The 13,525-nt window shown below is 67.5% G+C and carries 14 protein-coding genes; 8 read left to right on the forward strand and 6 right to left on the reverse strand.

Features of this window, described 5'->3' with window-relative positions; translation table 11 throughout:
- The first annotated feature begins 23 nt into the window (after positions 1–23).
- The gene (locus tag K1X74_12910) at positions 24–1,064 is read left to right on the forward strand and encodes a hypothetical protein (protein MBX7167222.1); all 1,041 of its coding nucleotides are present in this window, start codon (positions 24–26) and stop codon (positions 1,062–1,064) included.
- Positions 1,065–1,067: 3 nt separating this feature from the next.
- Here the strand turns inward: K1X74_12910 and K1X74_12915 are convergent, their stop codons facing one another.
- Genes K1X74_12915 through K1X74_12925 form a run of 3 tightly spaced genes read right to left on the reverse strand, consistent with a single transcriptional unit; the run spans position 1,068 to position 4,505 of the window.
- On the reverse strand, positions 1,068–2,159 hold the full coding sequence (locus K1X74_12915; protein MBX7167223.1) for a membrane dipeptidase: 1,092 nt from the start codon (positions 2,157–2,159) through the stop codon (positions 1,068–1,070).
- A gap of 29 nt (positions 2,160–2,188) precedes the next feature.
- A complete protein-coding gene (locus K1X74_12920) occupies positions 2,189–3,259 on the reverse strand; it encodes a hypothetical protein (protein ID MBX7167224.1) in 1,071 nt (356 codons plus the stop codon).
- Between the two features lie 31 nt (positions 3,260–3,290).
- Positions 3,291–4,505, reverse strand: coding sequence for a hypothetical protein (locus K1X74_12925; GenBank protein MBX7167225.1), 1,215 nt, complete (start codon positions 4,503–4,505; stop codon positions 3,291–3,293).
- A gap of 133 nt (positions 4,506–4,638) precedes the next feature.
- On the opposite strand from K1X74_12925, the gene K1X74_12930 reads away from it, so the two are divergent.
- Positions 4,639–5,187 carry a hypothetical protein gene (locus K1X74_12930; GenBank protein MBX7167226.1) on the forward strand — a complete coding sequence of 183 codons (549 nt, stop codon included), beginning with the start codon at positions 4,639–4,641 and terminating at the stop codon, positions 5,185–5,187.
- Between the two features lie 150 nt (positions 5,188–5,337).
- A complete protein-coding gene (locus K1X74_12935) occupies positions 5,338–5,976 on the forward strand; it encodes a hypothetical protein (GenBank protein ID MBX7167227.1) in 639 nt (212 codons plus the stop codon).
- A 32-nt stretch (positions 5,977–6,008) separates the two neighbouring features.
- On the opposite strand, the gene K1X74_12940 is transcribed toward K1X74_12935, so the two are convergent.
- The 3 genes from K1X74_12940 to K1X74_12950 all read right to left on the reverse strand — a co-directional run bounded on the left by K1X74_12940 (position 6,009) and on the right by K1X74_12950 (position 8,337).
- Entirely contained in the window at positions 6,009–6,977 is a 969-nt protein-coding gene (locus tag K1X74_12940) for a DNA integrity scanning protein DisA nucleotide-binding domain protein (protein ID MBX7167228.1), read from the reverse strand.
- Positions 6,978–7,069: 92 nt separating this feature from the next.
- Complete coding sequence (locus K1X74_12945; protein ID MBX7167229.1) at positions 7,070–7,546, reverse strand: YhcH/YjgK/YiaL family protein; 477 nt, start codon at positions 7,544–7,546, stop codon at positions 7,070–7,072.
- On the reverse strand, positions 7,543–8,337 hold the full coding sequence (locus tag K1X74_12950; protein MBX7167230.1) for a 2-phosphosulfolactate phosphatase: 795 nt from the start codon (positions 8,335–8,337) through the stop codon (positions 7,543–7,545). The genes K1X74_12945 and K1X74_12950 overlap by 4 nt, the downstream gene beginning before the upstream one ends.
- Before the next feature lie 66 nt (positions 8,338–8,403).
- Between K1X74_12950 and K1X74_12955 the strand changes: the two genes are divergently transcribed.
- The 5 genes from K1X74_12955 to mqnE all read left to right on the forward strand — a co-directional run bounded on the left by K1X74_12955 (position 8,404) and on the right by mqnE (position 13,462).
- Positions 8,404–9,840: a UbiD family decarboxylase gene (locus K1X74_12955; GenBank protein ID MBX7167231.1), complete on the forward strand. Its 1,437-nt coding sequence runs from the start codon at positions 8,404–8,406 to the stop codon at positions 9,838–9,840.
- 57 nt (positions 9,841–9,897) lie between these two features.
- Positions 9,898–10,605 (forward strand): bifunctional demethylmenaquinone methyltransferase/2-methoxy-6-polyprenyl-1,4-benzoquinol methylase UbiE, encoded by a 708-nt coding sequence (ubiE, locus tag K1X74_12960; GenBank protein MBX7167232.1) that lies wholly within the window; start codon positions 9,898–9,900, stop codon positions 10,603–10,605.
- A 5-nt stretch (positions 10,606–10,610) separates the two neighbouring features.
- On the forward strand, positions 10,611–11,300 hold the full coding sequence (locus K1X74_12965) for a UbiX family flavin prenyltransferase (GenBank protein MBX7167233.1): 690 nt from the start codon (positions 10,611–10,613) through the stop codon (positions 11,298–11,300).
- A gap of 50 nt (positions 11,301–11,350) precedes the next feature.
- Entirely contained in the window at positions 11,351–12,205 is an 855-nt protein-coding gene (gene ubiA, locus K1X74_12970) for a putative 4-hydroxybenzoate polyprenyltransferase (protein MBX7167234.1), read from the forward strand.
- 120 nt (positions 12,206–12,325) lie between these two features.
- Positions 12,326–13,462 (forward strand): aminofutalosine synthase MqnE, encoded by a 1,137-nt coding sequence (mqnE, locus tag K1X74_12975; protein MBX7167235.1) that lies wholly within the window; start codon positions 12,326–12,328, stop codon positions 13,460–13,462.
- Positions 13,463–13,525: the final 63 nt, after the last annotated feature.

Genomic DNA, 13,525 nt, shown 5'->3' on the forward strand with positions numbered 1-13,525 from the left:
TTACTCGAAAGGATGCGAGTTCGATGCGCACGTTCTGGGCTGTGTTCGCCGGCGTAGCGATATCCCTGGCGCCTTGCACTGCGCGTGCAGAGGCCAACGATGCAGCGCCTGTCGCCGACGCCTCGGCGCCAACGTATACGCTGCGTTACAAGTTCCAACCGGGCCAGGTGCTGCGCTGGCAGGTCGAGCATCGCGCCGAGATCCGGACCACGGTCGGCGGGACCACCCAAACCGCCGAAACAATCAGCGGTTCGATCAAGGCCTGGCGCGTGATCTCGGTCGAAGAAAACGGTAACGCCACGTTCGAGCACCTGGTCGAAAGCGTCGAAATGCGGCAGAAACTCGCTGGCCGCCAAGACGTGTACTACAACAGCCAGACCGACAAGCAGCCGCCGTCCGGTTTCGAGCAGGTGGCCGCCAACGTCGGCGTCACGCTCACCATCTTCACGGTCGACAACCGCGGCGCTATCCTGCGCCGCGAAGACAAACGCTCGCAGCCCAACAATCAGACCGGCCAGATCACGATCCCGCTGCCCGACGAGGCGGTTGCCGTGGGTCACACCTGGTCGCGACCCTACGACATCGAGGTCACGCTCAAGACGGGCGAATTGAAGTCGATCAAGACCCGGCAGCGGTTCACCCTGGCCGAGGTCACCGGCGACGTCGCCCGAATCGAGATCGCCACCGAGATCCTGACGCCGATTCACGACCCGGCCATCGAGGCGCAATTGATCCAGCGCGAATCGGCCGGCACGGTGCAGTTCGACATCGCGGCGGGCCGCATCGTCGGCCAGCAGATCGACCTCGACAAGAGCGTCGTCGGCTATGCCGGCGAAGGCAGCTCGCTGCGCTACATCACCCGGTTCAGCGAGGAATTGCTCGACGCCGAGCAAGCGGCGCCCGGCACGGAAAACCGCGCCGCCGGCGGGCCGCGCAAGCCGGCCGCGCGCCGGCCGATTGGTCCGGGCCTGCCCCCCGGGCTGGTCGTGGGCGGCACGAGCGACTCGAAGGGCGCGATCGGCGACCGCACGGCGAGCCGGAAGCTCAACAACACGCGGCGCTAATCGTCAATTCCAGCTCTCGCGCAGGAAACGAATCCAGTTGCCGTGCATGATCGCGGCGACATCGGCGCTCGTATAGCCCCGCGCGGCCAGTAGCCCTGGCACCGTCTGCAGGTCGGCAATCGTGTCGAGATCGATCGGCGCTTGCTCGCGGCCGAAACCGCCATCCAGATCGGTACCGATGGCCGCGTGCCGCGCATTGCCGGCCAACTGGCACACATGGTCGATGTGATCGACCATGTGCCGCAAAGAGACGCCGGTTTCCTGGGGCGTCGTGCGGCCGCGCTGCCAGTCGGGCACCAACATCCACGCATCCAGCGCCGCGCCGATCACCGCGCCGCGCTCGATCAGCAGCCGCAATTGCTCGTCGGTGAACTGGCGCTCGTGAGGGACCAAAGCGCGGCAATTCGAATGGCTGGCCCAGACGCGGCCCGAGTAGCACGCCAGGGCCTCGGCGAAGCTGTCGTCGCACAAATGGGTCGCGTCGAGAATCATGCCCAGGCGTTCGATCTCGGCCAACAACTCGCGGCCGCGCGGCCCCAAACCACCGGTGGCGTGCGTCCCCTGTGCGTAGGTGCCGGGCCCGTAGTGCGCCGGCCCGATGGCCCGCAGACCGGCGGCAAAAGCGCGCTCCAAGTGTGCCGGCGTGAGGATCGAGTCGGCCCCTTCAAGGCTGAGTACATAGCCGATCGGTAGCCGCTCGCGCAGCTCGGGCGCAACGCCCGGCGCCGCGGCCTCGAACCAGCGGGCAACCTGTCGATCGAGCGACGCGCGGTCGACGATGGCCGCCATCTGTCCGGCCTCTTCCATGGCGCGGTACCAGGCCAACTGCCCCTGGGTCGTGGCCCAGGCAATCTCGGGGCTGTTGCAACCGGGCAAGCCGTTGGTCGGCTTCACATAACGGGCAATCAGCGTGGCGACGCACAGACCCACGCCACCGCGGCGCATGTCGGGCAGCGCCACGGTGCCCCGGCCACGGTCGGGTTTGTCGGACTGCCCCTGCTCGCGGCGGCGGATCTCCGCGACCGTCGCCGTCAGGTCGCGGTTCCACTGCAAGGCGTTCATCGACAGGTCAAGATGGGCGTCGAAGATGAGCATCGGTGATCCGTGAGAGAAATGGCGAGCGCTTATTCGCTCTGGCCGGAAAGGTGCTGGCGGACCAGATCGGAGACGCGCTTCCGTTCCGCAAAGTCGGCCTCCGGCTCCAAGGCCGGCACCGCGATGCCGCGCCGCGCAAGACGTCCCGTGGCCCACGAGCGCACGCGTCGGTCCGACGACATCAGCACCCGGGCCAGCCACTCGTCGGGCGGGGACTCTTGCAAGTCGCGCAAGTCCTCGGGTGCCAGCGGCTGCGGCGCCGCGGGCAACTCGATCGTGTGGCTCTTGAGCACGTAGGCGATCTGCGCGCGCTGCTCGGGCGATAGATCTTCGGCGGGCAGCGATCGCAGGTACCGCGCCACGTCGGGACCGGCCGCGATGAGCGCGTCGAGCGCCGCACGCCGCTCGGCGTATTCGTCGGCATCGAGTGCAGCCACCCACTGCGGCCACGCATCGGGCACCGCCGGGCCGGTCAACTCGATCGGCTCGCCCATCACCGCTTCGATCACCGTCGGGCTGTAGCGCGTCTCGGGGACGAACTGCAAGCCCGGCAGCGAGCATTCTTGCGCGGCTTGTTCCAGGTCGCGATAGACCTGCGGATATTCGAGCATCATTTCGACCAGCGACTTGGCGCGGGCAATCGTTTGTTCGGTGGCGCCGTCGCCCGACTCGCCCTTCGAGAGATAGAACATGCCGATGCCGCGCCGGAGGACGAAATGTTCCTGGACGACCCGGCCGTCGCGGGCACGCCGCACCTCGAAACGCAGCCGGTAACGATCGGCCACTCGCGTGGGTTCGAGTTCGACGGCAAAGCCGGTCTGCAAGGGACCCCGCGGACCGGCGACTTCGTCCCAGGATTCGACGCGGAATTGCCGCACGAGCCGTAGCGGCCCCTCGCCGGGCTCGACGAGGATCTGCGCCGAGGCCGAACGGTCGCGGACCGGCAGCTCGACGATGTTGTGATGGCCTGCCAGCAGATTTGACCAGAAGCGCAGTTGGTTGCTCTCTTCGCGGAGCAAGATCAGCATCTCGGCCGGCGCCGGCGATACGCAAGCGCCACAGCCGGCGATGGCCAGGATCAAGAGTGCCAGATTGCGCAAGCCAGAGTCTCCGCCGTCGCCACGGACCGCTCTAGTCTAACCGCAAACACCGAGCCGCGGCTGCCGGGGACGGCTCCGCCGGGACGATCCGCTGCGCGACGACGGCGACCTGCCGCCCCGCCTGCCGAGCGAGCAGCAGCGTCGCCGCGGAATCCCCTTCGAGGCGCAATTGCCGCCGCAGCAACTCGGGCTCGACTTCGACGCCCCGTTTCTTGATCTCCAGAACCCCGATCCCATGCTCACGCACGTACGATTTCAGCCGCCGGGTCTCCAGCGGCAGCACGTCGACGACGCGAAACGTGGACAAGGCCGGGTCCAGCACCGCCCGATTGCCCGTCAGGTAGGCCGCGCTCGCGTCGATTGCCTCGAGCGCGTGCTCGGCCGCCAGGGTTCCGAGCAGGTGCGCAGCCAACACGGCCGGATCGGGGTCGAAGACAAACTCGCCGAGACCAGCTGCGGTAGCAACCGGTTGATCCGGATCGCCGACGAGCGTGCGCGCGGTGGCGCCCAACACCGTGGCGGCGCGCCGGCCCGCGTGCTGCGCCAAGTCGCCAAACCAGGCGACGAGCTGCCGGCATTCGCCGCCGCGCGAGATCCACTCGCATTCGGCCTCGCGGGCCCAAGGCTCGGGGGGTGTCGCCCCGGGCGCGAGCTTGACAGCCGCATGCGGCACCTGGGCCCGCCAGGCATCGATCTGGCCAGCGCTGGGGCTGTGCAGTTCGGCGCGGAGTGAGCGTCGGCCACCGGTGCGGCGGTCAGGATCGACATGCCAGGCCCCGGCCTCGGCCAAATCGCCGGCGGCTGCGTCGCGGCAGGCAACGCGAGCCTGGGGACAGCTCGCCAGGTTCGCCCCGGCGAGCAGGGCCACGACCTGGTCCGAATCGATCCCCAGGACGGCTCCCTGATGGGCCAGCGCGGTCAGATCGCCTCCAATTCCACAGGCGAGGTCGACCACCGACGTGCGGCCCGCGAAACGAGAGGCCTTGTGCGCGGCCACCCCTTGGTCGGTCGACTGTTCCAGGCCGCGACGTGTGAAGAACATGTCGGCGGCGCGGGCAAACTTGTCCCGGGCCCGCCGCCGCAACTCGCAAGTCTCGAGGATCAGATGGGCCCGCGAGGCCGACAATTCGCGGCGCAGCCCGGCCGCCTGGCGCAGCAGGTCGCCCGGGACGCTGGCGCTGGTCCGATCGAGCCATGGCTGGGCCGCGCCGCTGACGAGCCAGCGGTAATCATCGATCGTGGCCATTTCGGTCATCGGTTACGCCAACAGCTCGAAGCGGCAACACGCTACCCGCGCAACGCGGGGCGCGAAAATGAGTATCATCACCTCTGCGGCCCGCTCAAGCCGTTCTTCCGCCCGTCGGGACGCTGCCGAGGTCATGTCTACGGCCAACTGCGATCTGCTCGGACTGTACCTGCACCTGGCGCGGGCCGCCGAGCAACGCCGCCGGCTGCTGGTGCGCGACAAGGTGCTGGTGCTGGCGGCCGCCACGGCCCAAGAGCTGGACTTGGACAGCGTGGCCGAATATTGCCGGCAAAAGGCCCTGGCCCACAATCCGGGGCATCTCGTCGGGCGTTTTGCCAACCTGGTCGACGCCTTGCAAGACGATCAGTTCCTAGCCTACCTGGCCCATCAGCGGCGGTCCTTCCCGCGCGAACGCGTGGAACACATGCTGCAAACGCTCGGGATTTCCTGGCATCGCGAGCGCGAGGCTTATTACACCGACGAAGAGTATGCGGCCGCGCTGCTGGGCATCTCACCGGCCGAACTGGCCCTGGGCTACTTCGCTCCCGCGCAATCGGCGCAAACGTCGTCTTCGGTCCCAAGCGGGGAGCCCACACGCGACGGCTATGGCCTGACGTTGGTGGCGGTTGCCGCCCTGATCGGGGTCGCCTACGAAATCGGTCGGCGATTCGGTTGGTGGTAGGCCGTCGCGCGATTCACGCGGAAGTGTCGGCTGGGCAAGTTGCGAAGAGAACCTCGCGTCGTGCGACATTCTTACGGCAACTCCGGCCGATACTCATTCGATGAGGCCTGCAGTTGCCGGCCGGCTCCGTCGCTCGGAACAGGAGATACCGTGCTCAGCCGTCGCCTGCTCTTGCCCGTGGTCGCTGCCACTGCGGTGGCGGGGCCTTACCTGTATTACGAATCGGGCGATCTACTGAAGCCGCTCGAGGGGCTCGTCAGCGCATCGAGCGCGGGCGACAACGTGCTGAGTGCAGCACAGCAGTATCTGGCCGCGAGCCAGTCGCCGAGTGCCGACGGGCAACTGCCACGGCCCGAGCTTGTCCCGCTTGAAGAAGCCCTGCAGTTCGGCATCACGCCGCAATGGGTCATGCGGCGCTGGGCCAGGGTCTCGACCCAGTTGGCCGACCTCGATCTGCAAGGCTATCGCGTGACGCTCGTCAGCGGCACGCAGCCGAGCGACGTGGCCGGATCGCTGACTTACTACTTCGACCGCGGCCATCAGCTACAGCGCATCGAGCTGCACGGCACAACAGGCGAACCGGGGCGCATCGCGGCGCTAGTGTCGCATGTTTATGGCTTGAAACGCACGGTCGGAGAACGACCCGGCGAGGTGCTGTTCCGCGAAAGTTGGGCCGGGCAGACGGGCAGCGAGCTGAGCGTCGTGCCGGCCGAGATCGTGCGCACCGAGATGCCGCACGCGCGGTTCGTCGTCGACCTGAAGCTTACCCGCCCGCGCGGTTGGCAATAGACCCGGCGCCCGGCGACCGCGCGGGGCGAGGCCTATTCGCCCACCGGCGGCTCGTACTCGAAATCTTTCCACTTCATCGGGCGGCGGAACGGCTCGATCCGCAGGACGACTTCGCCGTCCTGAAAGATCCGCACCGTACCGCTCGATTCGCTGACGGCCACGGCCACGGCCTTGGTGGCCCGGGTAATGGCCGCGGCAGCCCAATGCCGGGCTCCCAGCCCCTTGGAGAGCGTGATGTTCGTGGCCGGCGCATCGAGGTAGCGTGAAGCCGCCTCGACAGTGCCGTCGGGGGCCACGACGATGGCCCCGTCCATCTGGGCAATCTCCTTGATCCCTTCGCGCACGCGGGCGCTTTTCAGATTGCGATCCTTGCGGCTGTAACCCTTGACCGGATCGAAACCGGCCGCGCGGCTGCGCGACAGCACCTTGCGCGTGTCGCCGACGACGAATAACGTGCCGACCGGCTTGCCTTCGCGCCCTTCATGGCCGATTTCCAGCGCCAGATTGACCACCGTTTGCAGCGTCTCGAGCGGCACGCTCGTTTCGAGACGGCGCAAATCGCGGACGGTCAAACGGCCCAAGCGGTCGTCGAGCGCGATCACGCTCATCGAATCGATCGCGCCGGGCTCGAAGCCGCCGTAGAGCGCCAGCACCTTCGCCCCCGGGGCGAGCAGGTCGTCGGCCACGCACTCCAGCAGGGCCTGGCTCAGCTTGTCGTATACCGGGGCGTCGGGCATGTCGATCAGCACGCGCGCCAGCGGGGCTTCTTCGTGCCCTTCCAAGTGATCGGGCGACGTCGCGGCGACTACCAGCTTGACCCCGGCCAGGTGGCGTTCGCTCAATTTCCGCAAGCGCGGCCAATCGACCCGACCTTCGAGGAGCAGCAAGGCGCCGTCGGCCTCAACTTCGCGCACGATCCGCGCAGCCAGTTCGAAGAACAGCTCGAACTGCTCGGTGAAACGAAGCGGCTTGGCCGGTGAATCGGCAGGCTCGGGACGCACGTGAAGACCTGATAAGCATGGCAAGCGGGTCCGGTCGCCCGCATGGTACGCGCTCGGGCAAACTCGGGCAACCGCGGTTACGGCGGCGCACGCTAGGCCGACGCCGATTGCGGCAATCGGACCTTGACGACCGCCTTGTGAACCGGTTCGGACGCTTCGAGCGTACAGCCCGGCTGATGGGCATCGGTGGGAAAGAAGATCGCCACGTGACCGGCGGCCAGCTCGAAGCCTCGCGACCGGGCATTCTGACCGTAGAACATGATGTCGCGCTTTTCGTCGTAGGCGACGCGCACTTCGGCCGCCTCCGTGGTCGGGGTCCAAAGAATCTTTTCCCGACCCGAGATGATGAATTGCACGTCGACGTACTTGCGATGCGACTCGGGATCGACCACCCCGGGGTCGCGGGTCTGGTATTTCGAGACCACGGCGAACATGGCGTCGCCGTCGATCTCGTGGCGGCCCTCGGCCAGGCTCGGCTTGGCATTGATGCGCAAATAGGCCAGGGCCTGGTCGAGCCCCGGCAGCAGTGGCAAATAGCGCTGCGCGCCTTCGAGCGTATCGAGAATCATGACTGCGAAATCTCCGCCTGGGGGCCCTGCGAACTGGACAGGCCACGAGTGTAACGTCGAACGGTACCGGTCGTCGCGTCGAATTCGGCCAACAGGCCGACGGCGTCGACCGCCGCGCAAGCGGTTAGGTCGTCGTCGTAGCCGAGCTCGAGCAGGTTTAGCCCGCCCCGCGATCGGCGCAGCAGCTCCTCAAGTGGCGTCCCCCGCCGCAGCGCATCGCTCCATGCGGCGGCGGCCAACTGGGCCTCGTCGTTCAGCCGGACCAGGGGCGCGTGCTCGATCCAGCCCGTGGCCAGGGCGCCCGCCAACAAGGTGTCTTCCGCCGTCACATGCCCGTCGGTGCCCGCGCAGAGCAAATGCACGACCGGTTCGTGGCGCAAATGCTCGACCACCGCGGACCGGTTGGTGAAGGCGCCCAACAGGACGGTTCGCGCACGCGATGCCGCCAGCAGTGCCCGAGTGCCGTTGGTGGTCGTAAACACGACGTTCCGTCCGCCGACGCGTTCGGGGGAATACTCGGCGGGTGAATTGCCGAGATCGAAACCGTCGATGCGCACTCCGCCGCGCTCGCCACCCAGCAGGACGTTGCCGCCGCGAGACGCTGCCGCCGCGCGGGCATCGTCGATCGTCAGGCAAGGGATGATCTCGGTCGCTCCGCCGGCCAAGGCACCCAGCATCGTGGTCGTGGCCCGGAGCACGTCGATCACCACAACGGCATCGCCTGCGAGAGCCTGCGGAGTGACGAGCGAGGGCAATAGGTGGACGTAGATATCGCGCGACATGTGCGGCATGATACGCTCTCGGCCGGACCCTGGCTGCCCGGGCCCGGCGAACCGATTCTCTGGTGACCTCCGGCCATGCCCGTCGCGCGTCTGAACGATTTTCTCGAACAGCTTGCCGGCCAGCGGCAACTGGTTCGGGTGACGCAGCCAGTCGACGGCCCAGGGGAGGTCGCGGCGCTCATGGCCCACATGATCGCGTCCGGAGGACCGGCCCTGGTCTTCGACGCGGTCGCCGGCTCGAAGTGGCCCGTCGCGGCAAACGTGCTGGCCACCGAACCGCGCATCGCCGCGGCGCTCGGCGTGCCAGACCGAGCCGCGCTCAGCGAACGAGTTCGCCAAGGTCTCAGCGCGCCGCGTGAGCACCTGGCGCCGCGGCAGACGCGCCAGGCGCCCTGCCAGCAGGTCGCACGATTGGGCACCGACGTCGACCTGACGATCTGGCCGTTCTTGCGCCGCGGCGTCGAGGCCGCGCCTGCGATCCACGGCGCGCTGGTCGTCTCATCGAGTCCGGCAACCGGACAAGTGGCCGTTGAGCTGGCCGACCTGGCCGTCGCCGGTCCGCGCGAATTGGCAGGCTGGTGGAGTCCCACGCGCGGTGTGGGATTGCATCTGACCGAGCAGCGCGGTCGAGGGCCGCGGTTGCCCGTGGCCATCGTCCTCGGAGGCGATCCGGCACATGCGTTGGCGGCGGCGGGCTGGGTCGACGAGATCGATCCCTGGCGCTGGGCGGCCTTGATTCGCGGAGTTCCCCTCGAGCTTACGCCGGCGCGCACGCATGCCTTGGAGCTGCCCGGCGATGCCGAGCTGGTAATCGAAGGCTACCTCGACCCCGACGAAGCGCCGCGCCAGGTCCCGCCGATCGTCGCGCCCGACGGTGTGCCGTATGCCAGTTGCCCGGTGCCTGTGCTACATGTGACGGCGCTCACCCATCGCACACAGCCGATGGTCCCGGCGATGCTGCCCGGGCCACCCCCCGACGAGCGGTCGGCGATGCAAGCGTTCATGTCGGCGGCACGGCTCGAGGTCCTGCGCACGCGCACCGGGGCTGTGGCCGATCTGTTGCTCCCCTGTTGGGCCGGGTTCGAGCGGTTGGTGGTCGTCGCCGTCGACAAGCAACATCCAGCGCAGGGGTGGCAAGCCCTGCACGCGGCCGCCGCGTGGGAACCGTTGGCCGAGGTGGCCGTGTTGATGGCGGTCGACGCCGATGTGCCCTGTGACAATCCGGCAGCGCTCTGGCACGCGGTGGGCAACCAGGTCGATCCCGCCTACGATGTCCATGCTTGGCCGCGGCGGCTGCCGCAGGCCGAGGCGGGGGGGGCCGAGAAAATCGTTGCACAACGACTGGCGATCGACGCCACGCGGAAGCTGCCGAGCGAGCGGTCAGGCCGTCGGGGGCCTCGCACGCAACCACCGGCCGCATCGCACGGAGCGCTGGCCGAGCGGCTGCGCGAGCTGGGGCTTGCCGAGTTTGTCTCCCACGGCTCTGCGGCGCCTGCCCCATGGTCGAAGTGACGCCGCCGCGGTAGGTTACGCTATTTCCAGGCTGCATGCCCGGGAGGATGGCTGCGGATGCCGGTCGACAAGTCGGGCCAGCGCGTCCGGCAGATGTTTGGTCAGATCGCCTCGCGCTATGATCTGCTCAACCATTTGCTGTCGCTCAATACGGATCGCTATTGGCGCTGGCGGACGACGCGCGCCTTGAGCAACCAGGCAGGACCCGTGCTCGACCTGTGCACGGGCACCGGCGACCTGGCGCTGGCCTTCTACCGCGCCACCACGGCCGACACGCCGATCGTCGGGGCCGACTTTTGCCACGAAATGCTCGTGATCGGGCGCGAAAAGGGGCAACGGGCCGGCACCAACGGGCGGCTGACCTTCGTCGAGGCCGATGCCCAGCACCTCCCCTTCCCTGACGCCACGTTCGGCATCGTCACCGTGGCCTTCGGGCTGCGCAACGTGACCGACACCGACCAGGGGCTGCGCGAGATGGCGCGGGTTTGCCGGCCCGGTGGCAAGGTGGCCGTGCTCGAGTTTTCCCAGCCGTCGATCCAGCCGTTCCGCGCGCTCTACGGCTGGTATTTTCGCAATGTGCTGCCACGGATCGGGCAACTGCTGGCCAGCAACTCGCACGAGGCGTATCGCTACCTGCCTGAGAGCGTAGGCGAGTTTCCCTCGGGCGAGGCGCTGCTCGAACGGATGCGGGCCGCAGGCTTGAGCCAGGTTGTCCATCACCCCCTGACGCTGGGCATCGCCACGCTGTATCTCGGCACTCGGTGAGCGCGATGAATCGACAAGTCATCCTGGCGATCACCGGCGGCAGCGGCGCGGCCTATGCCGTGCGGCTGCTCGACGTGCTGTTGGCCTCGGGACACGACGTGCATTTGTCGATCAGCCCGGCCGGTCGCGCGGTGCTGCGTCAGGAGCTGGAAATCGACGTCGATCTGGGGCACTTCGATCCGGCGCTACTGCGGATCGATCCGGCCCGGTTGGGGATGACCGGGAATCCGCGCCCCGCCGACGGGCGCGACGCGCAAGGCCGTCCCTGGGTCGAACGCCCTGCGGGGGTCGAGCCGGGGCGCGTGGTGTATCACGCCTACACGAACCTGATGGCCCCCATCGCCAGCGGCTCGTTTCGCGGCGGCGGCATGGTTGTTTGCCCCTGCTCGGGCGGAACGCTGGCGGCGATTGCCACGGGCACCTCGCAAAATCTGATTCAACGTGCCGCGGACGTGCAGCTCAAAGAACGTCGCAAGCTGATCCTGGTGCCGCGCGAGACGCCGCTGTCGCTCGTGCATCTCGACAACATGCGGCGCGCCACCGAGGTGGGCGCGGTCGTGCTACCCGCCATGCCGGGGTGGTATCACGGCGTGCGGTCGGTGTTCGACCTGATCGATTTCCTGGTCGCGCGCATCTGCGATCAACTCGGCATCGAGCAGCGGCTGATGCATCGCTGGGGAGGCGCCGACGAGTGAACACCGCAATCGACACCTCGCCCTGGACGCGGCTGCGCCATTTGCTGGAGATGATCCGCTTCAGCCATACACTGTTCGCGCTGCCCTTCGCGCTGTTGTCGGCGGCCATGGCCTGGGCCTTGAACGCGGCCGCAACCCCGCCGCGCTCGATCCGCTGGCAAGAGATCGTCGGCATTCTGTTGTGCATGACGCTGGCCCGCAGCGCCGCGATGGCGTTCAACCGCATTGCCGACCGCCAGCTCGATGCAGGCAATCCGCGCACGGCGATGCGCCATTTGCCGGCCGGCATCCTGTCGCTGCGCAGCGTCGTCGTGTTTGCCGCGGGCTCGGCCCTGGGTTTCGTCGCCGCAACGCTCTTGTTCTTGCCGAATCGCTGGCCGCTGTATTTGTCGGTGCCGGTGCTGGCGTTTTTGCTGGGCTATAGCTTCACGAAGCGGTTCACGGCCCTCGCGCATTTCTGGCTGGGGGCGGCCCTGATGCTCGCGCCGATCGCCGCCTGGATCGCGCTGCGCGGCGAATTGGCGTGGGCGCCGGTCGTGTTGGGCACGGCCGTGCTGCTCTGGGTCTCCGGGTTCGACATCATCTACGCCACGCAGGATGCCGAGTTCGACCGCCGCGCAGGCCTGCACAGCGTGCCGGCCCGGCTGGGCGTGGCCGGAGCACTGCGGCTGGCGGCGGTTTGCCACCTGGCGATGGTGGGCGTGCTGTTGGCGCTGCCCAGCGTGTATCCGGCCTTCGGAACGGTGTTTTATCTGGGCGTCGCCGGGATCGCGCTGCTGCTGGTCTACGAGCACCGCCTGGTGCGACCCGACGACCTGACCCGGGTCAACGATGCCTTTTTCAACGTGAACGTGTGGGTGAGCATGGGCCTGTTGGTCGTGGGGCTCGTCGACCTTTGGGCCTGAGACTTCCCCCCACGGGCAGCACAGAGGGCGGCCCCGACGGCCTTGTCGAACCCCGTCCGACGGCTATTCTGAGGTTGCGGCGGACCAAGGCCCCCACCGGGCGATCGGAAGGAACTTGCGATGATTCGCGCTCAAAACGCACGCTTTCAAGAGATCGAGGCCAAAGTGGCCGCCGGCGAGCGGCTCAGCGCCGACGATGGAATCTACCTCTACTCGAACGAGGTGCCGCTGAACGATCTCGGCGCGCTGGCCAACCGGGTGCGCGAGCGGAAGAACGGCAACTACGCCTATTACAACATCAACACCCACCTGAATCCGACGAACGTCTGCATCTATCGCTGCACGTTTTGCGCGTTTCGCGCCGATCTGCGTTCGGATCGCGGCTATGTGATGAGCGACGAGCAGATCCTGGCCCGGGGGCAAGAGGCCGTCGCCTCCGGCTGCACGGAAATGCACATCGTCGGCGGGCTACATCACCTGAAGAAGTTCGACTGGTACCTGAACATCATCCGCATCCTGCACGAGGCCTATCCGAGCCTGCACCTCAAGGCCTGGACCGCGGTCGAGATCAACTGGTTCCGTGAGCTGACCGGCGGCAGCTACCGCTCGGTGCTCGAAGAGCTGCGGGCCGCCGGGCTGGGAAGCCTGCCGGGTGGCGGGGCCGAGATCTTTGATCCCGAGGTGCGCGACCAGATCTGCGAACACAAGGCCGGCGCAGACGACTGGATCGAAATCCACCGCACTGCGCACGAGCTGGGTCTGCGCTCGAACTGCACGATGCTCTACGGTCACATCGAAGAGCCGCGGCATCGCGTCGATCACCTGCTGCGGCTGCGCGGGCTGCAAGACGAGACCGGCGGCTTTCAGACGTTCATTCCCCTGGCCTTCCACCCGGAAAACACGAAGCTGTCGCAGATTAAGAAGCCGTCGAGCGTCCTCGACTTGCGGACCATGGCGATCAGCCGGCTGCTGTTGGACAACATCGACCACATCAAGGCCTACTGGATCATGCTCGGCATCGGTACGGCGCAAGCCGCGCTGGCTTATGGTGCCGACGATATCGATGGTACGGTTCGTCACGAATTGATCTATCACGACGCCGGCGCCCAGACGCCCGAGGTGCTCTCGGTCGACCAAATGTGCCGGTTAATCCGCGAGGCCGGGCGCGAACCGGTCGAACGCGACACGCTCTACCACCGCATCCGGCGCGAAGGCGAGGCCTGGCAAACCGGCGAGGCCATCACGGCCGCAAGGTGAGTTTTTCGCGGTAGAGTTGGGCAGACCGTCAGGTTCGGGTGCCCCGGCGCGCGCGAGCATGGG

It is taken from the genome of Pirellulales bacterium (assembly GCA_019694435.1).
In the GTDB taxonomy this organism is placed as follows: Bacteria; Planctomycetota; Planctomycetia; order Pirellulales; family JAEUIK01; genus JAIBBZ01.